Source organism: Pseudorhodobacter wandonensis (genome assembly GCF_001202035.1).
GTDB lineage: Bacteria > Pseudomonadota > Alphaproteobacteria > Rhodobacterales > Rhodobacteraceae > Pseudorhodobacter > Pseudorhodobacter wandonensis.
In genome coordinates, this window is the sequence record NZ_LGHT01000025.1 from 62,191 (window position 1) to 85,123 (window position 22,933).

Sequence of the window (22,933 nt, forward strand, 5' to 3'; positions counted from 1 at the left end):
ACAGGGTTACTTACCTAATTTTTGGGCAAGCCTCCATTCCCCTCCGGGTTCCGATTTTTCTGCTGCATTCCGTGGCATATATTGATTTGTGATGTTCGCCGCTTTGCGCAGGCAAAAAACCAAAGGTTTAAGACCCCGTGACCCAATCAGCTAATCCCCAAAACGCCCAACGCATGGGACAAGTCGAATTTATCGCGATGATCGCCATGCTCTTTGCGACCATCGCTTTTTCCATCGACTCTATGCTGCCCGCCCTGCCCACAATCGCGGCCGAGCTGACACCTGAAATCCCGAACAAAGCCCAGCTTATCCTGACCAGTTTCGTGCTTGGCATGGGGTTGGGCACCATGGTCGCAGGCCCCCTGTCAGACAGCTTTGGCCGCCGCCGCATCATCGTGATCGGCTCGGTGATCTATTGCATCGCCGCCGCTGTCGCGTATTTCGCGCCCACGCTGGAAACCATGCTCCTTGCCCGCGTAGTCCAAGGCTTGGGCGTCGCAGCCCCGCGCGTGGTATCACTGGCGCTGGTACGCGATCTGTACAAAGGCCGCGAAATGGCCCGCGTTGTCAGCTTTGCCATGATGATCTTTACCCTCGTCCCGGCCATCGCACCTTTGGCCGCCAGCGGTATTATTGCGGCTTTTGGCTGGCGTGCGATCTTTGTCACTTTTGTCCTGTTTTCGGGGCTGTCGCTGATCTGGCTCATGGCCCGCCAACCGGAAACCCTGCCCCTCGAAAGCCGCCGCCCGTTCCGTGCCGCCCCTTTGATTGCAGCCCTGCGCGAGGTGTTGTCGCATCGCACTATCGTTACCACTATCGCGGTGCAAACCCTTGTTCTTGGGTCGCTTTTTGGAATGCTCTCTTCGGCGCAACCGGTGATTGACGTGCAATTCGGCCGCGCCGACAGCTTTCCGCTGTGGTTTGCGCTTGTTGCCCTCTGTGCCGGGCTTGCCAGCCCCACCAATGCGGCGCTGGTCGGTCGCCTTGGTATGCGCTATCTGGTTACCGCCACGCTGATCAGCCAAATCATCATCTCGGGCGCGATGCTTGTTCTAACCCTGTCGGGCCTGCTGCCTGCGGGTCTTGCCTTTGCTGCCTTCATTTTCTGGATGATCAGCGTTTTTGCCATGGCCGGCCTGACCTTGGGCAACCTGAACGCGCTGGCTTTGGAACCTGTTGGTCATATTGCCGGCATGGCAGCCTCGGTTGCAGGCTCAATCTCAACCGTGTTGGCGGTGGTGATCGCGGCCCCGCTGGGCCTTGCGTTCAATGGCAATTATGTGCCGCTGGTTTTGGGCATCTCGGTCATGGCTGTGCTGGCACTGGCGCTGATGCTGTCAATCCCGCGCGATAAATCCTGACCCCAACGCGCCCAAAGTCGGGCGCGTTATTTCTTTAATTCCAACAGCTTCTCGGCCAAAGCTTTGGCAATCGCAAAGGCGCCCTTGATGCGGTCGCCTTCGGTTTTCCAGTCCTGCACCAGCACGATTTTATTGCCCGAGACCCGCGCCCCTGCTTGCGTCTTGATGAAATCGACCAAGCCCGCAGGGTTGGCGAATTTGTCATTGTGAAACTGCACTGTGGCCCCTTTTGGCCCCGCATCCAGCTTGGCAATGCCTGCACGTTTGCACATCGCCTTGATCCGCACGACCAGCATCAAGGTGTTAACCTCTTTGGGCAATGGCCCGAAACGGTCAATCAACTCGGCTGCAAACCCTTCCAACTCGACCTTGGTCGCCAGCCCCGAAAGCCTGCGATACAACCCAAGACGCAGGTCGAGGTCTGGCACATAAGCCTCTGGAATCAATACAGGAACGCCAAGATTGATATTTGGCGCCCATTGGTCGTCAACCTCATTCAGCCCCGAAATCTCGCCCGATCGCAGCTTGGAAATCGTCTCTTCCAACATGCTTTGATACAGCTCATAGCCAACCTCTTTGATGTGGCCCGACTGTTCCTCACCCAGCAAGTTGCCTGCGCCGCGCAGATCAAGGTCATGGCTGGCCAGATTGAACCCGGCACCCAAACTGTCCAGTGACCCCAACAGCCGCAATCGCTTCATCGCTTGCGGGGTCAGTGGTACGCGGGGTTTGGTGGTCAAATAGCAATAGGCCCGCGTTTTCGCCCGCCCGACACGCCCCCGAATTTGGTAAAGCTGGCTCAGGCCGAACATATCGGCGCGGTGCACGATCATCGTATTCGCGGTTGGAATATCCAGACCTGACTCTACGATTGAGGTAGCAACCAGAACATCCTGTTTTCCATCATAAAAATCGTTCATTCGCTGATCAAGATCACCCGCCGCCAACTGCCCGTGGCCGACGATATAGCTTACCTCGGGCACATGGGTTTTCAGGAAATCCTCGACAAACGGCAGGTCGGAAATGCGTGGCACCACAAAGAATGACTGCCCCCCGCGATAGCGTTCGCGCAGCAAGGCCTCGCGGATCGTGACCGTATCAAATTCTGAAACATAGGTCCGAATGGCCAAGCGATCGACCGGCGGCGTCGCAATGATCGACAAGTCGCGCACACCTGTCAGCGACAGTTGCAACGTGCGCGGAATGGGTGTTGCCGTCAACGTCAGCACATGCACGTCTGACCGCATTTCCTTTAGCCGCTCTTTGTGGCCAACGCCGAAATGTTGTTCTTCATCAATGACTAACAGCCCGACGTTCTTAAACCTTATCGCCTTGGCCAGCACGGCATGCGTGCCCACCACAATATCCACCGTACCATCGGCAAGGCCGGCCCGCGTGCTTGCAGCATCCTTTGCACTAACAAACCGCGACAAGGGCTTGACATTAATCGGAAATCCGCGAAATCGTTCTGCAAAGCTGCGATAGTGCTGCCGCGCCAGCAGCGTTGTCGGCGCAATCACCGCGACCTGCATCCCCGACAGCGCCGCAACAAAGGCCGCCCGCATCGCAACCTCGGTTTTGCCAAAGCCGACATCGCCCACAACCAACCGGTCCATCGGGCTGCCCGCCTCCAGATCTGCAATCACATCGGCAATCGCGGTCAACTGGTCCTCGGTTTCGGTATAGGGAAAACGCGCAGCAAAGGCCTCCCACATCGAATGCGGCGCCTCAAGCACCGGTGCCTTGCGCAAATGCCGCTCGGCCGCGATCCGCATCAGCCGTTCCGCAATCTCGCGGATGCGGGCCTTCAGCTTGGCCTTTTTGGCCTGCCACGCGCCACCGCCCAGCCGGTCAAGCAGCCCCTCTTCATGGCCATAGCGGCTTAGAAGTTCAATGTTTTCAACGGGTAGGTACAGTTTGGCATTCTCGGCATATTCGATGCTCAGGCATTCATGCGGCGCGCCAAGGGCGGTGATCATCTCCAGCCCGTGATAACGCCCAACGCCGTGTTCCACATGCACGACCAAGTCACCGGGGCTCAGCGTGTCGGCGTTTTTCAGAAAGTTATCGGCCTTGCGTTTGCGCTTTGGCTTGGCCACCAGCCGGTCACCCAGCACATCCTGCTCTGAAATCACCGCCAGATCAGGCGCCGTAAACCCCGCCTCCAAAGGCCAGATCATCAGGAACAGCCCGCCCTTGCCTTTGACCTCGCGGAAATCTGAAACCTCTACCGCGCCCTCAATCCCTTGGTCGGTAATCAGCCCGCGCAACCGCTCACGCGCGCCTTCGGACCATGAGGCGATGACCACATTCCCCGATTTGCGCAACGCTTTAACATGATCAGACAAAGCACTAAAAAGACTGATGTTTTCCTGTTGGCGTTCCGGCGCAAAGCTGCGCCCCATCCGCCCGCCTGCATCCAACACCCCGGGCCCCGGTGATTGCGCCAGCGGCGACAGCTGCACCACACGCAGCCCCGACAGCGCCGCCTCCCATGCCGCATCATCCAGATAAAGCAGCCCCGGCGCCGCAGGTTTATAGACCGTATCCATCCGCCCCTTGGCACGCATCGCCTCGGCCCGCGCGTCATATTGGTCGTCAATACTTTCCCAGCGCGCCAGCCGCATCGGCGTGACCTGATCGTCCAGCATCACCGCAGCATCGGGCATATAGTCAAACACCGTTTCCAGCGCGGCATGGAAAAACGGCAGCCAATGCTCCATCCCCTGATGCTTGCGCCCCGCGCTTACGGCCTCATACAGCGGGTCTTCGGACCCGCCCGCGCCAAACTCTACGCGGTAGGTCTGGCGAAACCGCGCAATCGCCGCCTCGTCCAAAATCACCTCGGACACCGGCGCAAATTCAACCGCTTTCAGCTTTTCCGTGGTGCGCTGGGTTTCGGGGTCAAACCGCCGCGCCCCGTCCAGCACATCGCCGAACAGATCAAGCCGCACCGGCCCGCCCGGACCGGGTGGATAAATATCAATAATCCCGCCGCGAATGGCATAATCACCCGGCTCGGCCACCGTGGGGCTTGGCGTAAACCCCATACGCGTTAGGAAATTACGCAACGCCTCTTCATTCATCCGATGCCCGACCGTGGCCGAGAATGACGCGTCACGCAGCACCTGCGCCGCAGGCAGACGCTGGGTCGCGGCATTCAGCGTGGTCAGCAACACAAACGGCCCCGGCACCCCATGCGCCAACGCGGCCAAAGTCGCCATCCGCCGCGCGATGATGTCAGGGTTGGGCGACACCCGGTCATAGGGCAAACAATCCCAGGCCGGCAGCTCCAGCACCACCACATCCGGCGCCATCACCGACAGCGCCTCGCGCATCGCCTCAAGCCGCTTGTCATCGCGTGCCACATGGATCACCGGCACACCGCGCGCCAATTCCCGCGCCAAAAGCTGCGCATCAAACCCTTCGGGCGCACCGCCCAGAATAATCGGTGTCTTTGCCATCAGATCAATGCGGCCAAATCGCAAAAACCTGCATGTTTTGCCACATGCCCCACAGCGAGGTCACAAAAATCGACACCATCCCGATTGCTTGCACCTTGATCCGGTGGCGCGAAATCTTGCGGTATAAATCTTCGCCTTCCATCTCTTGCACCAAAATCTGCTGCGCGGTTGACAGGCTAAGCGCCCCGACAATCGTCATCGGCACCAGCAGCAAAAACACCGCCTGCGCGAATTCTATCCAATAAAAAAAACCCAAAACCGCCAGTACCGAAAAAATGAATGCGCCGCTCGCGATGATCCACAACCCCGCAACCCGCGCGATATAGACGATGCGCCGCGAATTGATCTCAACCAGATCCTGCAAATCCTGCGCCGCCTCGCCGCCTCTGCGCCGTGCCCGCGTTACCAGATCGAATGGCACCCCTAAAACCCAATGGCTTGTTGTCGACCACATAACCGCCAGTGCGATCCAATACCAAAGATTCGAAAATGATCGCAAGTCGATCAGATCGAAAATCATTTTATACCAATCCACTAGACCAACCTTTTCACAGATTTAGCGCCGCTCGAACTGCGGCTTTCGCGCCATAGCGACATTCCTACCCTTGAGACGCGGGCTTTTCCATGGCAGGCAGAAGAAAAACCTGAAATCTCTTGCATTCGGACCACAGCAAAAGGAGCCGCCATGCGCCCCACAATCGGCCAATACCCCGCCACACGCTTTCGCCGTTTGCGCAAATCTGATGGATTGCGGCGTCTGGCGCAAGAAAACACTCTGTCGGTCAATGATCTGATCTGGCCGCTTTTTGTGCGGGATGGCGTGAACATCCGCGAACCAATCCCCTCTATGCCCGGCGTCGAGCGGCTTTCGGTTGATCTGATCGTGCAGGCCGCCGAACAGGCTGCAGCGCTTGGTATTCCTGCCATTTGCCTCTTTCCCTATACCGACCCCGCCAAACGCACCGAAGATTGCGCCGAGGCATGGAGCCCGCAAAACCTTGCCAACACCGCGATCCGCGCCATCAAGGCCGCGGTGCCGGACATGATGGTGATGACCGATGTGGCACTAGACCCCTATAATATCAACGGCCACGACGGGCTGGTGCGTGATGGCATCATCCTGAATGATGATACCGTTCAGGCATTGGTAAAAATGTCGCTCGCTCAGGCCGAGGCCGGCGCCGACATCCTTGGCCCGTCCGACATGATGGATGGCCGCATCGGGGCGATGCGTCACGCGCTTGAAATGTCAGGCTATAAAGACGTGGCAATCCTGTCCTATGCCGCCAAATACGCCTCGGCCTTTTACGGCCCGTTCCGTGATGCCGTTGGCGCAGGCAGCCGCCTTGTGGGCGACAAAAAAACCTATCAGATGAACCCCGCCAATTCGGATGAGGCCATGCGTCTGATCGAACGCGACCTGAATGAGGGCGCCGATATGGTCATGGTCAAACCCGGCATGCCCTATCTTGATATCTGCCGCCGTGCCAAAGACAGTTTTGGTGCGCCAACCTATGCCTATCAAGTGTCGGGCGAATACGCGATGATCATGGCCGCCGCGCAAAACGGCTGGATTGATGGCGAAAAGGCGATGCTGGAAAGCTTGATGGCCTTTCGCCGCGCCGGATGCGACGGGGTGCTGACCTATTTCGCACCGCGCGTGGCGCAATTGTTGCAAGATCAACGCTGAACCCATGGCGAAAATGCGCCCAAACCGCGTAAAAGGCTGCCCAAATAGATGACAGACGGTCTTTTCCGCGCTATCCTTTGGGCACACGGCCCAACGCGGCCCCCACACGGCGCAACGTGGCCCAATGAACCCGAGCAATCAGCGACCAGAGGATACTCTGGCGCGAAATATGAGGCGGCAGAGAGAATGACAATTTTGAACAGACGCAATTTTTTGGCAACCTCGGCTGCGGGCCTGGCGCTTGGCGGCTGCGCCAATGGTGTTGGCAGCGACGGCGGCGCACGTCTTGATAGCCGCGTAAACGCCACCCGCGACTATCTGTTTGGCAGCTACCCCGGCACGCGTGAACTGGCGCAAAGGGCTTATGGCATCCTCTATATGCCTTTGATGACCGAGGCCGGCTTTGGCTTTGGTGCGGCCTATGGTCAGGGTGCATTGCGGATCAATGACGTAACGGTTGACTATTACTCCGCCACCCGCGCCACCTTTGGTCTGCAAATCGGCGCACAGCAATATGCCCACGCCCTGTTCTTTATGACCGAGGCGGCCTTGGGCGATTTCCGCCGCTCGACCGGTTGGGCCGCCAGCGCCGACATCCGCTATGCCGTCCCGAATGAGGGCGGAAGCATCGGCAAGGAAACCACCGAATACGCACCTGTGATTGCCTTCGTCTTTGGTCAATCCGGCCTTATTCTGGGGGCCACACTGGCCGGTTCAAAATACAACCGCATCATCCCGTAAGCGGCTGTTTTGCGTTTGATGGTGCAAGGCATGTCCTTGCACCATTTCTCATTTCTTTTACGCAAATCATTGATTTCAGGCAAAACGCCGCAAGCCCACAGGCATGCGCCGCTACTTCAACCGCTTGATAAGGCTTGATGTATCCCAGCGCCCGCCGCCCATGTTCTGCACATCCTTGTAAAACTGATCGACCAGCGCCGTGACGGGCAGGCTCGCGCCAATCTCATTCGCGGTCGCCAGACAAATCCCCAGATCCTTGCGCATCCAGTCCACGGCAAAACCATGGGTGAAATGGTCGTCCAGCATGGTCTGATGCCGCGCATTCATCTGCCACGACCCGGCCGCCCCGCCCGAGATCACCTCGACCACCGCGCGCCCGTCCATGCCCGCCTTCTCACCAAAGGCCAGCGCCTCGGAAAGGCCCTGCACCAGGCCCGCGATGCAAATCTGGTTCATCATCTTGGCAATCTGCCCCGCGCCGCTTTCGCCCAGATGCTTGCAAATCCGTGCATAGGCCGCAATCACCGGCCCGGCCGCTGCATAATGCGCCGCATCGCCGCCACACATCACCGATAGAACGCCGTTCTCGGCGCCCGCCTGCCCGCCCGAAACCGGCGCATCGACAAACCCCAATCCCGCCGCCCGCGCCACGGCCTCCAGCTCGCGCGTGACCTGCGCCGAAACTGTGGTGTGATCAACAAACACCGCCCCCGCAGCCATCCCTGCAAAGGCGCCATCCGCCCCCAGACAAACCCCGCGCAAATCGTCATCATTGCCCACACAGGCCATCACAAAATCTTGCCCCACGGCGGCCTCACGCGGGGTTGCCGCTGCCCGCCCGCCGTGTTTGGCTACCCAAGCCCCGGCCTTGGCTGCCGTGCGGTTATAGACGGTCACCTCATGCCCTTTGGCGGCCAAATGCCCCGCCATAGGAAAGCCCATCACGCCCAAACCTAAAAACGCCACTTTTGCCATTGCCCAAACCCTTCCAATTGCCTCGCGCTCCAGTTTGGCATAGGTAACCACACAATCCCTGCCGTCAAGAAAAACCCTGCCTTTCAGAAAAGACCCACCATGCTCCTCGCGTTTCGTTGGCTCACCCGGATTTTTGTCGCGCTCCTCGCGCTTGGTGCTGTGTCACTGCTGATCGCCTATTACTTCTTGTCGCGCTCGCTGCCCGATTATTCCGCCAGCTACCAGCTTTCCGGCATCAGCGGCGAAACCGAAATTGTGCGCAATAACGCCAACGTACCGCATATCTTTGGCCCCACCGATGCCGATGTCTACTTCGCGCTCGGCTTTGCCCATGCCCAGGACCGGCTGTGGCAAATGACCATGCTGCGCCGCACCGCCCAAGGCCGCCTGTCCGAGGTGTTTGGCGAACGCACCCTGAAAACCGACGAGCTGCTGCGCCGCTATGACCTCTATACCCTTGCCAGCCAATCCGTTGACGCACAGGATGACGCGACCAAACAGGCGCTCGATGCCTATTCGCGCGGCGTCAACGCCTGGATATCCGAGGTCAACCTGAATGCTTTGGGCCGCGGCGCGCCAGAATTCTTTTTCTTCACCAATGAAATCGCCACCTGGCAACCGGCTGACTCTATCGCCATCCTGAAACTCATGGCGCTGCAACTCTCGGGCCAGCTGGATGCCGAGGTGCTGCGCGCCCGCACCTCGATGCTGCTGCCCGAGTCCCGCCTGCGTGACATCTTGCCCGATGCCCCAGGTTCTGCTGTAACCGCCCTGCCCGATTATGCCAGCCTGATGCCTGCGCCGCCCCCCGGCGGCTTTCCCCAGCGCGAGGCGTTCGACCCGCTCTCGCCGTTCAAATCGGCCCCCTTTACGGGCGCGTCCAACGCATGGGCCGCTGCCCCTGAACGGTCGGCCGCTGGTGGGTCGCTGCTGGCCAATGACCCGCATCTTAATTTCACCGCGCCGACGCTCTGGTACCTTGCCCGCCTGCAATTCGCCAGCGGCGGCGTGATCGGGGCCACCATTCCGGGTGTGCCTGCTGTGTTGATGGGCCGCTCGGATAGCTTGGGCTGGGGCATCACCTCATCTTACCTTGATGACCAGGACGTGGTGATGGAACGGGTTAACCCCGAGAATACTGAACAATATGACAGCGGCGCCGGCTGGAAAAACTTTACCACCCGCCGCTCGATCATCACGGTCAAAGATCATGATCCGGTTACCATCACCCTGCGCTGGTCCGAGGCGGGGCCAATTCTGCCCGGCTCGCATTACAACCTCGCTACTGTCACGCCCCCCGGCCATGTTGCGGCACTGGAATGGACGGCGCTTACCGCCAATGACACCTCGATGACTTCGGCCATCCGGCTGATGAATTCGAACAATATCGATGAGGCGCTTGCCGCAGGCCGCCAGTTCGTCGCGCCGGCGCTCAACCTGATGCTGGCAGATAAAGACGGCATCGCCTTTCAGCTTGTCGGGGCCGTTCCCAACCGCGACCCCGCGCATGAAACCCAAGGCCGTATGCCCGCAACCGGCGACAAGCCGCAAAACCGCTGGGCCGGTGTGATGGATTACGATAAAAACCTGCGCATTCGGAAACCCACGTCGGGCCTTTTGGGCAATACCAACAACAAAACCACCGATGCGCCCTTTCCCGATAATATCAGCTTTGTCTGGGGCGACACCCACCGCATTCAGCGCTGGCTGACCCTGATGAAAACCCGCGAGGTTCACACCCGCGAAAGCTTTATCGAGGCGCAGCTCGATACCGTCTCGCCCGTCGCCCGCGCCATTCTGCCGCTGATCGGTGCCGATCTGTGGTTCACCGGCACCCCATCACCCGCAGGCACGCCCGAACGCCTGCGCGAACAAGCACTGGAACTGCTGGCCGCATGGAACGGCGAGATGAACGAACACCTGCCCGAGCCGCTGATTTATGCCGCATGGCTGCGCGCGCTGCAAACCCGTCTGATCCATGACGAGCTTGGCCCCTTGGCTGACAGCTTTACCCACCCCGATCCAGTGTTTATTGAACGCGTGTTCCGCGACACCGACGGCGCTTCGAAATGGTGTGACATCATTCAATCGGCGACCATAGAAACCTGCACCGATATTGCCCGCGTCGCGCTGGATGACGCGCTTTTGGAATTATCCGAACGCTATGGCCCAAGCGTGGAAACTTGGCGCTGGGGCGATGCCCATCAGGCCACGCATGACCATCCGGTTTTGGGCAATGTTCCGGTGCTGCGCTATTTCGTCAACATGCGCCAAAGCACCTCGGGCGGTGACAGCACGCTGATGCGCGGCCTGACCAAAGGCACCGGCCCCGACCCTTATGAAAACGTCAACGGCGCAGGCTATCGCGGGGTCTATGATTTGGCCGATCCTGACAGCTCGGTTTTCATTCTGTCCACAGGTCAATCAGGCCATCCGCTATCGCGCCATTATGATGATCTGGGCGTTTTGTGGCGGCGGGGTGAATATATCCCGATGTCGCTTGATGCCGACTTGGCCCGCGCGGCGGCCGTGGGCATCACGCATTTGTCGCCAGCACCGAAATAGGGCTTGGACCATTGAAAAGACCTGTGAACCACTGGGTTCACAGGTTAATTTTCGGTAAATTTTTCATAAGGTTGCGTGTAATTTCAATGCCTTATTGAAATGTCCGCGCGCGGTCGTACCCTGTCCCGCTACAGCGCGGCAAAGCTGTTTTTTTGCCGCTCGGTCCAGCTTACTTTCAAATCCCAGCCCGTATCGGTCAAGGTTTCACTCAAGATCACGCCTTCAGAATGAAGCCAGGCATGGGCCCGCCCTTTTGAAAAATCCAGACTGAATTCTGCCTCGGATTTCTGGGCCTCAAACACCTTTGAAACCGCCGCAAGCAGCCTGTCTATCCCGTTGCCCGTGATCGCCGAGAGCGCGAAAATCCGGTCCGATTTCTCGGCCTGCTGCTCCAGCTGCGCCCGCACTGACTCGGTCACCAGATCCAGTTTGTTCCAGATTTCAAACTGCGGCGTGTCAGATTTCACCCCGAGCGAGGTCAAAATATCAGCAACATCCGCCGCCTGCTCGGCCGTTTCAGGGTGGCTGATATCGCGGACATGCAAGATCAGATCAGCCTCCAGCACCTCTTCCAAAGTCGCGCGAAACGCGGCCACCAGCTGGGTCGGAAGATCGGAAATAAAGCCTACCGTATCCGATAGGATCACCTTGCTGCCATCCGGCAATTCCATGCCCCGCATCGTCGGGTCAAGCGTGGCAAACAGCATGTCCTTGGCCAACACCTCAGCCCCGGTAATCCGGTTGAACAGCGTCGATTTCCCCGCGTTCGTATAGCCCACCAAAGCCACCACCGGAAACGGCACCTTTCGCCGCGACGCGCGGTGAAGCTCGCGCGTTTTGACAACCTTATCCAGCTGCCGCTTGATCCGCACAACCTGATCATCAATCGCGCGACGGTCGGCCTCGATCTGCGTCTCACCCGGCCCACCGACAAAACCCAACCCGCCACGCTGGCGTTCAAGGTGGGTCCATGCCCGCACCAGCCGCGTCCGTTGATAAGACAGCGCCGCCAGTTCAACCTGAAGCACGCCTTCACGTGTCCGCGCCCGATCGGCGAAAATTTCCAAAATCAATCCGGTCCGGTCCAGCAGCTTGACGCCCCATTCCTTTTCCAGATTGCGTTGCTGAACCGGCGTCACCGGCCCGTCCACCAGCACCAGCTCGGCGCCCAAGTCATGCATCCGCGCCTTCAGCTCGGCCACTTTTCCGGTCCCAAACAACGTGCCCGGCAACAGCTTTGACAGCCGAACCACCTCGCCGCCCACCACATCCAGCCCCGGCAAAGCAGCGGCAAGCGCAGTCGCCTCAGCCAGCCCATGTTCAGGCAATCGCCGCGCGCGGGCAGATTTCAGATCAGGATGCAAAACATATGCAGGCGTTTGCTGCGCACGTGTATCGTGCCCAGCCAAACGCCGCTCAACCGAGAAGCCACCGTCCTCGTCGTGATCGTCTATTTCCAAGTTTATTCTTCGCCTTCATACAGGCTGATTGGCGCGCCTGGCATTATGGTCGAAATCGCATGTTTATACACCAACTGCGATTGACCATCGCGGCGCAACAGAACGCAAAAATTATCAAACCAGGTGATGACGCCTTGCAGTTTAACGCCGTTGATCAAAAATATCGTCACAGGCACCTTTGCCTTGCGAACGTGATTCAAAAATGCGTCTTGAAGATTTTGTTTATCGGAAGCCATTTTTCTTGCCTTTTTTTCTTTTTGTTAATGTCACTGCCTTCGATCCCTCTACCGAGGCGCAAAAATCACTATGAAACGGGTTTTCCAGAGTTTCCAGCCCAAAAACAGTTGAACCGGACGCGCAAGCAGATGACCGTCTTACCTGCGCCACACTCCGGGCGAAAATAGTGCCAAAATCGCTAGAATTTCGACGCGCCCCACAATCATGGCGCCGCCAAGGATGAATTTTTCGGAAAAGGTCAGTTCAATCACGCGAATGGGCATTTCGGTCGCCAAATTCACCAGCGGTCCGGTTGTCGTGACGGCGGCAACGGTCAGCACCAACCCGTTTTCAAATTCAAGACCGCGCAGCGACAGTGCCGCGACCACAATCGCAAACGTCATCGCATAGAGCATAAAGAAAATCCACGCGACATAGGCCCCGCCTTGACGCAACTGGCGTTCGGCCGTGCCACCGCCGCCGATTGAATTGGGATAGACCAGCCGGTCCATCTCGCGCTCGCCATGCCGTGCCAGCGCATAAACGCGCAGCAGTTTCAGCCCGCCAGCCGTGGTGGCAATGCCGCCGCCCATCATCGCAAGTCCCAGCAGCACCAACCCAGGGCTGTTCAGGCCCGACCACATCTGCGCCTCATGCCAATCGCTGCTTTCAAAACCGGTGGTGGTCAGAAAGGACATGGTTGTGAACAATCCCCCCCACAGCGCGTCAAGCGCAGCGCCGACATTCATCATGTCATCTGCGGCCAAGGCACCCAACCAATGGCGCAGGAACAGCAGACCCGGCACAACAATCAGAAAAAACGCGGCCAGCTGGACCTCGTGGTCATTAATGATCGAGCGGTTACGGTCGGTCAAAACCGCGCCGGGCATGCTGCGACGGGTGATGGCAAGCGCCATAAAGGCAAACACCAGCATTTCTGACACCAAACCGCCACCGGCACTGACCATTGGCTGACCGTTGGTGATGCCACTGGTCGAAAGCGTTGAAAGCGCGTAACAAAATGCCGTTGTGCCAGACTCGCCGGCAATCAGTAGCAAAACCCAGAGCAAAAGCGTCAGGCCCGCATAGGCTGGAAACAGTGCTGCCGAATGGCGGATCAGGCGATCAGCGGGGCCTGCGGCATGCGTCACCTGCCCTGCACCCTGCGCACTGCGGCCCGGAACACGGCCCGAAAGCACCTCTACCCCGCCAAGGTTCAAAGGGGCCAGAACCGCAACCGCCGACATCAGCACGAAAAAGCCACCCATCCAACCGACAAGCGCGCGCCATAAATGCAAGGTCGGTGCCAAGCGGCTTGGATCGTCATATTGGGTAAAACCGGTCGTGGTAAAAGATGAGACCATCTCAAACCACGCATTGGCAAAGGTGGTATCCTTAACGGCCTCGGCGAAGGGCACGGCAAACAGGATCGGCAACCAGCAATACGCGCCCAGCAAAGCCGCCAACTGGCTCCGCGCAACCGAGCGGGGCCGGTAGTTGGCCGTGGCAATGCCGACCAGAATCGACAACAAGAAAAACACAACCGCACCATAGAAAAACGGCCGTGCAATTGTGAAATCTGAAAACACAGCCGCATGTGCGGCCGGCAAAAGCATGGCCAGCGCCCCACATCCCGACAGGATCACCAGCAGCGGAAGCTCTAGGATGCGCCGAATCATCTTGGCTTAGAAGAAATCGACCGAGACTTGCAAAAGGCGTTCAACCTCTGGCACGTCTTTGGTCATTGCAAACAGCGCGATCACATCGCCCTCTTCTACCCGCAAATCGCCCGTCGGCTTTAGCACTTTTTCGCCTTTCATGACTGCCCCCACCAACACGCCTTCGGGGAAGGCGATATCGCGGATCAGCTTGCCGGAAAGCGGCGAAGTAGACAGCACCTGCGCCTCGATCAATTCGGCCTCGGCATCACCGATCGAATAGATCGCCTTAACGCGCCCGTGGCGGATATGGCGCAGAATGGACGAAACGGTGGTCGCGCGAGGGTTGATAAACGCGTCGATATCCAACGCGCCCATCAAAGGCACCAAGGTGGGGTCGTTCACCAACGCAATCGCCATCGGGCAACCCGCTTGTTTGGCCCGAACCGAAACCAGCAGATTGGTTTTATCATCGTCGGTCACGGCCAAAACCGCATCGGCACGGTCAATCCCTGCCTCAAGCAGAATATCCATATCCATACCATCGCCGTGCAAAACGATGGTTCGCTCCAGGCTATCGGCGGCTTTTTCGGCGCAGGCACGGTTTTTCTCGATAATCTTGGCCCGCATCCGGTCGGTGCGCGCCTCAAGTGCGCGGGCCACACCAAGACCGACATTGCCGCCGCCGACAATCACGATGCGTTCTTGCTTGCGTGTGTTTTTGCCAAAGATTTCAAGCGTGCGGTTCAGGTCTTCGGTATGGGCGAAAACATAGATCCGGTCACCTTCAAACAACTGGTCGTTCGGGTCTGGCGCGAACAAGCGGTCATCGCGGCGCACGCCCACCACGATGGCCCGCAGGGTTGAAAACAGTTCGGACAATTGGCGCAAAGGCGTGTTCAGCACCGGGCAATCTTCGTCAAGCATAATGCCAAGCAGCTGCGCCTTGCCGCCCATGAAACTCTCGGTGTCAAAGGTGGCGGGGGCGGCCAGCCGTTGCAAGGCGGCCTCGGCCACTTCGCGTTCGGGGCTGATCACCACGTCAATCGGCAAATGGTCACGGCGATAGAGATCGGCGTAAATCGCATCAAGATAGCTTTGCGACCGCAGCCGTGCAATTTTCCGCGGGACCGAGAACACCGAATGCGCGACCTGACAAGTGACCATATTCACCTCGTCCGAATGGGTCGCGGCGATGATCATATCGGCATCGGCAGCACCTGCTTTGGCCAGAACATCGGGGTAACTGGCAAAACCGACGATACCTTGCACGTCCAAGGTATCGGTGGCGCGGCGCACCAGATCGGCGTTAAAATCAACAACCGTTACGTCGTTCTTTTCCCCTGACAAGTGGCGGGCAATTTGCCACCCCACCTGCCCCGCACCGCAGATGATAACTTTCATGGGCCTGTTCTCCGTGGTCGCGGCTTGTTCGCCTCTGTTTGGCAGAAGCAGCTGGAATGGTCAATAAATGGCATGCGGGCCAAAGGCTAAGCGATTAGCCGTCATCCTCGTCTTCACCGTCTTCCAGCCGCGCCATGCGGGCGCCCGATTTGTTTGTCGTCACCACGCCAAGCGATTTCAGTTTGCGATGCAAAGCGCTGCGTTCCATGCCAACAAAACTGGCGGTGCGGCTGATATTGCCGCCAAAGCGGTTGATCTGGGTCAGCAAGTATTCTTTTTCGAACAACTCGCGCGCCTCACGCAGCGGCAAGGTTGCCAGCGCCCCACTTAGCACCAAGCGCCCTTCGTCACGGCCCACAGGTTCCTGGCCCGGCAGTTCCTTGACGCCAACCTCACCTGTGCCATCGCCAAGTATCAAAACCCGTTCGATCACATTGCGCAATTGCCGCACATTCCCCGGCCACTGCATGGTTTGCAACATTGCCTCGGCTTCCGAAGAAAGCTTGCGCAATGGCAGGCCTTGGGTTTTGTGAAACATATCAATGAAGTAAGTCGTCAATTCTGGAATGTCCTCGCGCCGGTCTTCCAGGCTGGGCACCTCAATAGGCACCACATTCAGACGGTCATACAGCTCTTGGCGAAAGCGACCAGAGGCGATTTCAGCCTGCAAATTGCGGGTGGTTGACGATATGACGCGCAAATCGACGCGGACTTTATCAACGCCACCAACCCGGGTGAACTGCTGTTCGACCAGCACCCGCAAAATCTTGGATTGCGTGCCAATCGGCATCTCGGCGACCTCGTCGAAATACACCACACCGCCATGCGCCTGTTCCAGCAACCCTTGCTCGACCCCACGATCAGAGGTTTCGCGGCCAAACAGCACCTCTTCCATGCGCTCGGGTTCGATCGTGGCCGAGCTTACGGTGACAAACGGCGCCGACGCGCGGTTTGAATTGCTATGAATAAACCGTGCGGCAAGCTCTTTACCGGCGCCCGCAGGGCCGGTCAGCATGACACGCCCGTTTGACTTGGTTACTTTTTCAAGATGTGATTTCAATGCCTTGAACGCCGTACTTGATCCAAGCATATCCGAAGACGTCACATCACGCCGCCGCAGATCGGTGTTTTCGCGCCGCAGACGGCTGGTTTCCATCGCGCGGCTGACAACCACCATCAACTGGTCGATATTAAAGGGCTTTTCGATAAAGTCATAGGCGCCCTGCTTGATGGCAGCGACGGCAATTTCAATATTCCCGTGGCCCGAGATAATCACCACCGGTACATCAGGATTATCACGTTTCACGGTTTTAAGAATGTCGATCCCGTCCATCTGGCTGTCTTTCAACCAGATATCAAGGATCATCAGAGCCGGCGCTTCGGCCCCTATCTGCGCCATGCATTCGTCGGAATTGCCCGCCAATCGCACGGCGTAACCTTCGTCTTTCAAAATATCCCCGATCAGCTCGCGGATATCACGTTCATCGTCTACGATAAGGATACTACTCATATCTCCCCCTCGGCCTTGCGGCCAGCGTTTCTTGCCCGAAGCCGTGGCAGATAAATCTCGGCCATGGCACCTGCGTGGGTGTTTCCCTCAAATTCAACCGCATCCAAAAGCGCCAGCGTGCCGCCATGCTCTTCGATGATCTTCTTTACAATCGGCAGACCAAGCCCCGTGCCATTCGCCCGCGTCGTTACATAGGGTTCGAACAATCTAGCCCTGTCGGGCGGCAAGCCAATACCATTGTCTGCGATGCGGATCACAATATGGTCTGCTTCCGCCAAAAGGCTTACTCTGATTTCCGGCGAAAACCCGTCAGCTTTCTCTTTTTCCATAAATGTTTCAATGGCTTCCCCACCGTTTTTGATAAGGTTTGTCAAGGCCTGAGAGATCATGGTCGCATCCAGATCCATCAAGACCGGCCCATCCGCCAGATCTTTGACAAAGTGAACGGTTGGCTGACCCGCCTCTTGCAACACCAGCGCATCCTGCAAAATCCTGACAATATCTTCTTCGCGGCGGACGGGTTCGGGCATACGGGCGAACTTGGAAAACTCATCAACAATGCGGCGCAAGTCATTGGTTTGGCGTATAATTACATCGGCGTACTGATCCAGATCTGCGCTCTGATCGCCCACAAGGGGGCGGAACTTGCGTTTGATCCGTTCAGCTGACAGCTGAATCGGCGTCAGCGGGTTCTTGATTTCATGCGCGATACGGCGGGCAACATCGCCCCACGCGGCCATACGCTGCGCCGACACAAGGTCGGTCACATCGTCAAAGGCCACGACATAGCCTTCAAGTTGCCCCGTGTCTGATCGCCTTACGCTCATCCGGACCAGCAGGCTTTCCATACGTCCCTTGCGGGTCAGCCGGATTTCCTCTTGCACCGACGCGCCAAGACTATCACGCAGCCGTTTGAAAATGTTGGAAAATTCTGGAACCAAAGATGTGATGACATGCCCATGCCCACCGCCTTGCACATCCAGCAACCGTTCCGCCGCGCGGTTCACAAAATCGACGCGGCCTTCGGCATCAAGCCCGATAACACCCGCCGTAACCGATGACAAAACGCTGTCAAACAACCGCCGCCGCCCTTCGGTTTTAACGTTGCTTTCGACCAAGGCATCGCGCTGGCCTTTTAGCTGCCGTGTCATCTGGTTGAACAAACGACCCATCATCGCGATTTCATCATCGCCTTCTTCCTCGGGGATCTGCACATTCAGATCGCCGCTGCCCACCTTTTGCGCCGCCCCCGCCAAACGCCCGATCGGCCGCGAAAGGCGCTCGGCCAGCCAAAGCCCCAGCCAGATCGCCGCCAAAATCAGGATAACGGCAAAGCCAAGATACAAAAGCCCGAATTCAAACAGCAATCGCCCGCGCTCGGCCTCAAGCTGTTGGTAAAGTGTCACGGTTTCGCGGGTTTCATCCAAAAGGCTAAGGATGTTGCCGTCAACGCTGCGCGAGACATATAAGAACCGGTCAACATAGGCAGTCAGAAAGACCAAAGCGCGCAGTTCATTATTGGGCCAATCCTCGATCAAAACCGTTTCGCCCGCGCGCGCGCGCGCTATTTCCTCGGGTGTTAGCGGTTCAAAATCAAATAGATAGGACCGCTCTCCACGGGTCTTAAGCTTGCCTGACCCGTCAATCAGATAAGCTTCTTTCAACCCGCGCTGCACCGCTGCCTGCCCCTGCGTTAGCACCGGGCGCAACTGGTCATCGGCCAGAAAGAACGTGCTTTGCTTGGCAAGGTTCAGATAGGCGGCAAGGCCGTTCACATCTTCGGTCAAATCGCGGCGATGCTCGCCGTCATAGGCCTGCGCCGCAGAAAGCGAGTTGCCGACAACCGCCCGCACCCGTTCGGAAAACCAGCCTTCAAGCCCGACGTTAAACGTAATCGTGGCAAATACGGCGACCAGAACCGTTGGCGTCAGCGCCAAAAGCGCAAAGATGCCCGACATGCGCAGGTGCAATCTGGAACCGGCAGACTGGCTGCGCCGGTCCGCGATCATCCGCGACACCCGCGCCAGAACCAGCGACGCCACCACCAGCACATAGACCAGATCGGCCAACAAGATCAGCCGCAAGAACAACGAGGTTGCGCCCTGATCGAACGGGCCAAGCGCCATCAGTGTCGCAAAGGCCAAAACCGGGCCTAGCGTCACCAAAGTAAAGGTCATGATGGTCTGAAAACGCCGCTGCCTGCGCAAACGCGACAGTCGCAGCCAACTCTTGCTCTGCATTACTGCCGACACATTTCAAAACCCCCAAAATCAGACCGGCCACCTGACCAGCCATCGATTTCAGCGCGGCTGATTGCTGTTCGCTACAAATGCCACGCTGCCTGTGGCAGTTTTACATCAACTTACGGCGCCGTGTCACGCGAATTTCCAAGTCGGTTATCTTCTTGCGCAAAGTATTGCGGTTGATGCCCAACAGGTCCGCACATTTAGCTTGATTTCCGGCAGTTGCATCCAAAGCGATTTCCAGCAAAGGCGCCTCAAATTCGCGCAAAATGCGTGCATAAACGCCCGGAGGCGGCAGCGCCCCGCCGTGCAAATCGAAATAGCGGCGCAAATGGCGGGCGACCGAGGCCGATAATTTATCCCCCTCGCCACCACCGCGCAGCGGCTCGGTCGCAGGTTGGTTGCTCAGCATCCCTTCAATTTCCGCCCGTGCGATTTCCGGCTCTGCCGATGTAACCAACAGGCGGCGCACAGCGTTTTCCAACTGACGCACATTGCCCGGCCAGCTGTAATTGCGCACCAATTCCCGCGCGTCCGGCGACAGCTTGCGCACGAGGCCGGAATCACGCTCGCCCCGCGCCAGAAAATGCTCGGTCAGCAGCTCGATATCTTCGACCCGTTCGCGCAAGGCTGGCACCTGAATACTGACACCGCCCAAGCGGTAAAACAGATCCTGACGGAAATTGCCCGCCTCCATCCGCTGGGCCAGATCGTTTTGTGACGTGGCCATGACGCGCGGCGCATTATCGCCAAACATGTCTAGCATCCGCACAATCCGCGCCTGCGTGTCATCGTCGTAATCGGCAATCTCGTCAAACACCAAGCTGCCGCCTTTGGCCCGTGCAAGCAGCGATGACGGCCCCTCTACCCCTGCCAGATCGGATGCATGGACAACAATATAAGGCTGGCTGCGCCGGTCGGAAAAATCATGAATCGCCCGCGCGATCAGGGATTTGCCTGTCCCCGATTCCCCCGTTATCAGAACGGCCAAATCGGTGTTCATCACCCGCGCGACCAAGCGGTACAGCGCCTGCATCACGGCGGTACGCCCCACCAGCGGCAGATCATCGCCCATTTCCCGCGGGGCCGTGGCGGGCCGCGCGGGCGCACGGCGCTTTAGGTCAAGCGCGCGGGCCGAGCGTTTCATCAAATCCGGCAAATCGAACGGCTTGGGCAGGTAATCATAGGCCTCGGCCTCGGCCGCCTGAATCGCCGTCATGATGGTGTTTTGCGCCGAGATCACAATCACCGGCAGTCCGGGGCGCAGCTTGGATATCGCGGGCAATGCCTCAAGCCCGTTGCCATCAGGCATCATCACATCAGAAATCACCAGATCGCCTTTGCCTTCTTCGACCCAACGCATCAGCGTGGTCAGGCTAGAGGTCGCATGTACTTTGCAGCCGGCGCGGGTCAGCGCCTGCGTCAAAACCGTACGGATCGTGCGGTCATCATCTGCGACAAGAACTGTGCCATCCATCGCTTATACTCCTGTAGGTTTTACTTTGGGTGCCAAAGGCAAGGACACACGAAACACGGTGCGGCCGGGAACTGAATCAACCGCAATCCAGCCATCATGGTCCGAGATGATCTTGGACACCAATGCCAGCCCCAGCCCGGTGCCGTTTTCACGCCCCGAAACAAAGGGTTCAAAGATATTGTCGGCAATACCGGGCGGCAGGCCGGGGCCGTCGTCGATGATTTCGATTTGTAATGCCAAGGGGTTGCCCGACCCATCCTTATGCCGCATGCGCAGCGAAAGGTCATAGAAGGTGCGTAGCTTGATGGTGCCGCCATCTGGCCCCGAGGCCTCGGCCGCGTTCTTGATCAGGTTCAAAAACACCTGCATCAGCTGGTCAGGGTCGGCAAAGGTGTTGGGCAAGGACGGATCGTAATCCTCGACAATCGCCATATTGCGGGCAAACCCTACCATCGCCGAGCGCCGAGCGCGGTCCAACGCATCATGCAGGTTGACCGATTGCCGCTCTGGTGGACGAAGGTTGCCGAACTGTTCCACCTGTTCCAGCAGCTTCACAATCCGCCGCGTTTCCTCAACGATCAGGTCAGAAAGCTCTCGATCTTCGACTGACAGGTTCATCGCCAGCAGCTGTGCAGCCCCTGAAATACCCGCCAACGGGTTCTTGATTTCATGCGCCAACATTTCCGCCATGCCGATCGCAGATTTCGCAGCCGTCTTGACCGCGGATGACCGGCCCAGACGGTCGGCAATGTCACGCGGGCTGATAAGCACCATCAGCACGTCGCGGTGGTCTTGCATCGGGGCAATCTGGATGCGGCAATGTACAGGCGCGCGCTCGCCCGTGGTAATCTCGACATCATTGATCACAACTGCCGACTGGTTCAACCGCACCCGCGCCATCGCTTCTTCCATCGGCGCGTCGATATGTAGGCGTTCCAGCAAGGCCTGCCCCTGCAGGCTGCGTGCCGACAGGTTCAAAAACAACTCGGCAGCGGGGTTAATCTCCATCACGGTGCCATCGGCATCAATCAGCAACGCAGGCACCGGAAGCGAGGCCCAAAAGGCACCCGGCATAGGCAAGTCTGCAGGTTTGGTCATGCGGCCACTCCTTTTGCATCTGCAAAAATGGCGGCTAGTTCGGCCACCACACGCTTGGGGTCGGTTTGGGTCATCACATGGCCGCGCGCCTCGGTCTGGCCCGCCGTTTCCAAATACCAGCCCAGATGCTTGCGCGCGGTTTTGACGCCCAGATCGGGGCCGTAAAACGCCAGCATCTCTTGATAATGCGCAATCACAAGGTCGCCCAACGCCGCCCCTTGCGGCACAACTGGCATCGGCGTGCCATAAAGCTGCGCGGCAATCGTCGCCAATATCCAAGGCCGCCCCTGCGCGCCACGGCCCACCATCACCCCATCGGCACCCGAGGCCGCAAGGGCTGCGCGCGCCTCGTCCGGGCCCACAATATCGCCATTGGCAATAACGGGAATCGACACGGCCTCTTTGACCCGCCGAATGGCAGCCCAATCGGCAGCACCTTTGTAGAACTGGCAGCGCGTGCGGCCATGAATGGTGATCATCGCAATGCCCGCCGCCTCGGCCCGCCGTGCAATATCGGGGGCGTTCAGCATGTCATCATCCCAACCCAGCCGTGTCTTTAGCGTGACAGGCACCTTGACCGCAGCCACCACTGCCTCAATCAACGACAAGGCATGGTCGGGAATTTTCATCAACGCCGAGCCTGAATAGCCGGTCGTGACCTTTTTGGCGGGGCATCCCATATTGATATCAATGATTTGCGCGCCTTGCCCTTCTACATAGCGGGCAGCCTCGGCCATCCAATAGGCCTCACGCCCGGCAAGCTGAACCGAGGTCGCCTGCTGGTCAAACCCCAGTTCCGCCCGCGCACGTGCCAAAGGACGCGCCTGCACCACCTCTTGGCTGGCCACCATTTCCGATACCACAAGCCCTGCCCCAAAACCCGACACCAAGCGCCGGAACGGCAGATCGGTGATTCCGGCCAAAGGGGCCAGCAAGACAGGAGGGTTTATGGAAATTGCGCCGAGTTTCACGAAATAGGCCTTGGGTTCAGACATTACCTCTTTGACCTAGTACCACTGGCACGGAATGACAAACCCTTGCGCTAATTTTTTGACCTAAAAACAAAAAGCG

16 protein-coding genes are annotated in these 22,933 nt (G+C 58.3%); 4 read left to right on the top strand and 12 right to left on the bottom strand.

The window, feature by feature from the left end:
• The first annotated feature begins 137 nt into the window (after positions 1-137).
• Positions 138-1,361, top strand: coding sequence for an MFS transporter (locus AKU79_RS04350; RefSeq protein WP_408002832.1), 1,224 nt, complete (start codon positions 138-140; stop codon positions 1,359-1,361).
• Positions 1,362-1,387: 26 nt separating this feature from the next.
• Here AKU79_RS04350 and mfd read toward each other — a convergent pair whose 3' ends face one another.
• Positions 1,388-4,825: a transcription-repair coupling factor gene (gene mfd / locus AKU79_RS04355; protein WP_050522730.1), complete on the bottom strand. Its 3,438-nt coding sequence runs from the start codon at positions 4,823-4,825 to the stop codon at positions 1,388-1,390.
• Positions 4,826-4,829: 4 nt separating this feature from the next.
• A complete protein-coding gene (locus AKU79_RS04360) occupies positions 4,830-5,360 on the bottom strand; it encodes a hypothetical protein (RefSeq protein WP_050522357.1) in 531 nt (176 codons plus the stop codon).
• A gap of 150 nt (positions 5,361-5,510) precedes the next feature.
• Here AKU79_RS04360 and hemB point away from each other — a divergent pair, with 150 nt between their 5' ends.
• Complete coding sequence (gene hemB / locus AKU79_RS04365; protein ID WP_050522358.1) at positions 5,511-6,515, top strand: porphobilinogen synthase; 1,005 nt, start codon at positions 5,511-5,513, stop codon at positions 6,513-6,515.
• A 186-nt stretch (positions 6,516-6,701) separates the two neighbouring features.
• A complete protein-coding gene (locus AKU79_RS04370; protein ID WP_050522359.1) occupies positions 6,702-7,256 on the top strand; it encodes a lipid-binding SYLF domain-containing protein in 555 nt (184 codons plus the stop codon).
• A gap of 111 nt (positions 7,257-7,367) precedes the next feature.
• Here the strand turns inward: AKU79_RS04370 and AKU79_RS04375 are convergent, their stop codons facing one another.
• Complete coding sequence (locus AKU79_RS04375; protein WP_050522731.1) at positions 7,368-8,231, bottom strand: NAD(P)-dependent oxidoreductase; 864 nt, start codon at positions 8,229-8,231, stop codon at positions 7,368-7,370.
• Positions 8,232-8,330: 99 nt separating this feature from the next.
• On the opposite strand from AKU79_RS04375, the gene AKU79_RS04380 reads away from it, so the two are divergent.
• Positions 8,331-10,796 (top strand): penicillin acylase family protein, encoded by a 2,466-nt coding sequence (locus tag AKU79_RS04380; RefSeq protein ID WP_050522360.1) that lies wholly within the window; start codon positions 8,331-8,333, stop codon positions 10,794-10,796.
• A gap of 128 nt (positions 10,797-10,924) precedes the next feature.
• Here AKU79_RS04380 and hflX read toward each other — a convergent pair whose 3' ends face one another.
• The 9 genes from hflX to dusB all read right to left on the bottom strand — a co-directional run bounded on the left by hflX (position 10,925) and on the right by dusB (position 22,857).
• Positions 10,925-12,205, bottom strand: coding sequence for a GTPase HflX (gene hflX / locus AKU79_RS04385; RefSeq protein WP_050522732.1), 1,281 nt, complete (start codon positions 12,203-12,205; stop codon positions 10,925-10,927).
• 53 nt (positions 12,206-12,258) lie between these two features.
• Positions 12,259-12,492 (bottom strand): RNA chaperone Hfq, encoded by a 234-nt coding sequence (gene hfq / locus AKU79_RS04390; protein ID WP_022704857.1) that lies wholly within the window; start codon positions 12,490-12,492, stop codon positions 12,259-12,261.
• 138 nt (positions 12,493-12,630) lie between these two features.
• The gene (locus tag AKU79_RS04395; protein WP_231580101.1) at positions 12,631-14,151 is read right to left on the bottom strand and encodes a potassium transporter TrkG; all 1,521 of its coding nucleotides are present in this window, start codon (positions 14,149-14,151) and stop codon (positions 12,631-12,633) included.
• 6 nt (positions 14,152-14,157) lie between these two features.
• Positions 14,158-15,534 carry a Trk system potassium transporter TrkA gene (trkA, locus tag AKU79_RS04400; protein WP_050522361.1) on the bottom strand — a complete coding sequence of 459 codons (1,377 nt, stop codon included), beginning with the start codon at positions 15,532-15,534 and terminating at the stop codon, positions 14,158-14,160.
• Between the two features lie 94 nt (positions 15,535-15,628).
• Entirely contained in the window at positions 15,629-17,044 is a 1,416-nt protein-coding gene (gene ntrX / locus AKU79_RS04405; RefSeq protein WP_050522362.1) for a nitrogen assimilation response regulator NtrX, read from the bottom strand.
• Positions 17,041-19,284: a sensor histidine kinase NtrY-like gene (locus tag AKU79_RS04410; RefSeq protein WP_050522363.1), complete on the bottom strand. Its 2,244-nt coding sequence runs from the start codon at positions 19,282-19,284 to the stop codon at positions 17,041-17,043. The genes ntrX and AKU79_RS04410 overlap by 4 nt, the downstream gene beginning before the upstream one ends.
• A 112-nt stretch (positions 19,285-19,396) precedes the next feature.
• A complete protein-coding gene (locus tag AKU79_RS04415; RefSeq protein WP_050522364.1) occupies positions 19,397-20,764 on the bottom strand; it encodes a sigma-54-dependent Fis family transcriptional regulator in 1,368 nt (455 codons plus the stop codon).
• Positions 20,765-20,767: 3 nt separating this feature from the next.
• Positions 20,768-21,862 carry a two-component system sensor histidine kinase NtrB gene (locus AKU79_RS04420; protein WP_050522365.1) on the bottom strand — a complete coding sequence of 365 codons (1,095 nt, stop codon included), beginning with the start codon at positions 21,860-21,862 and terminating at the stop codon, positions 20,768-20,770.
• The gene (gene dusB, locus AKU79_RS04425; protein WP_050522366.1) at positions 21,859-22,857 is read right to left on the bottom strand and encodes a tRNA dihydrouridine synthase DusB; all 999 of its coding nucleotides are present in this window, start codon (positions 22,855-22,857) and stop codon (positions 21,859-21,861) included. The genes AKU79_RS04420 and dusB overlap by 4 nt, the downstream gene beginning before the upstream one ends.
• Between the last annotated feature and the right edge of the window lie 76 nt (positions 22,858-22,933).

Bases quoted from the DNA above. Each gene is read 5' to 3' on its own strand.
- hemB (WP_050522358.1), top strand. From the start codon at position 5,511: ATGCGCCCCACAATCGGCCAATACCCCGCCACACGCTTTCGCCGTTTG.
- AKU79_RS04415 (WP_050522364.1), bottom strand. From the start codon at position 20,764: ATGGATGGCACAGTTCTTGTCGCAGATGATGACCGCACGATCCGTACG.
- mfd (WP_050522730.1), bottom strand. From the start codon at position 4,825: ATGGCAAAGACACCGATTATTCTGGGCGGTGCGCCCGAAGGGTTTGAT.
- AKU79_RS04370 (WP_050522359.1), top strand. From the start codon at position 6,702: ATGACAATTTTGAACAGACGCAATTTTTTGGCAACCTCGGCTGCGGGC.
- AKU79_RS04410 (WP_050522363.1), bottom strand. From the start codon at position 19,284: ATGCAGAGCAAGAGTTGGCTGCGACTGTCGCGTTTGCGCAGGCAGCGG.
- trkA (WP_050522361.1), bottom strand. From the start codon at position 15,534: ATGAAAGTTATCATCTGCGGTGCGGGGCAGGTGGGGTGGCAAATTGCC.
- AKU79_RS04375 (WP_050522731.1), bottom strand. From the start codon at position 8,231: ATGGCAAAAGTGGCGTTTTTAGGTTTGGGCGTGATGGGCTTTCCTATG.
- dusB (WP_050522366.1), bottom strand. From the start codon at position 22,857: ATGTCTGAACCCAAGGCCTATTTCGTGAAACTCGGCGCAATTTCCATA.
- ntrX (WP_050522362.1), bottom strand. From the start codon at position 17,044: ATGAGTAGTATCCTTATCGTAGACGATGAACGTGATATCCGCGAGCTG.
- AKU79_RS04395 (WP_231580101.1), bottom strand. From the start codon at position 14,151: ATGATTCGGCGCATCCTAGAGCTTCCGCTGCTGGTGATCCTGTCGGGA.
- hfq (WP_022704857.1), bottom strand. From the start codon at position 12,492: ATGGCTTCCGATAAACAAAATCTTCAAGACGCATTTTTGAATCACGTT.
- AKU79_RS04380 (WP_050522360.1), top strand. From the start codon at position 8,331: ATGCTCCTCGCGTTTCGTTGGCTCACCCGGATTTTTGTCGCGCTCCTC.
- AKU79_RS04420 (WP_050522365.1), bottom strand. From the start codon at position 21,862: ATGACCAAACCTGCAGACTTGCCTATGCCGGGTGCCTTTTGGGCCTCG.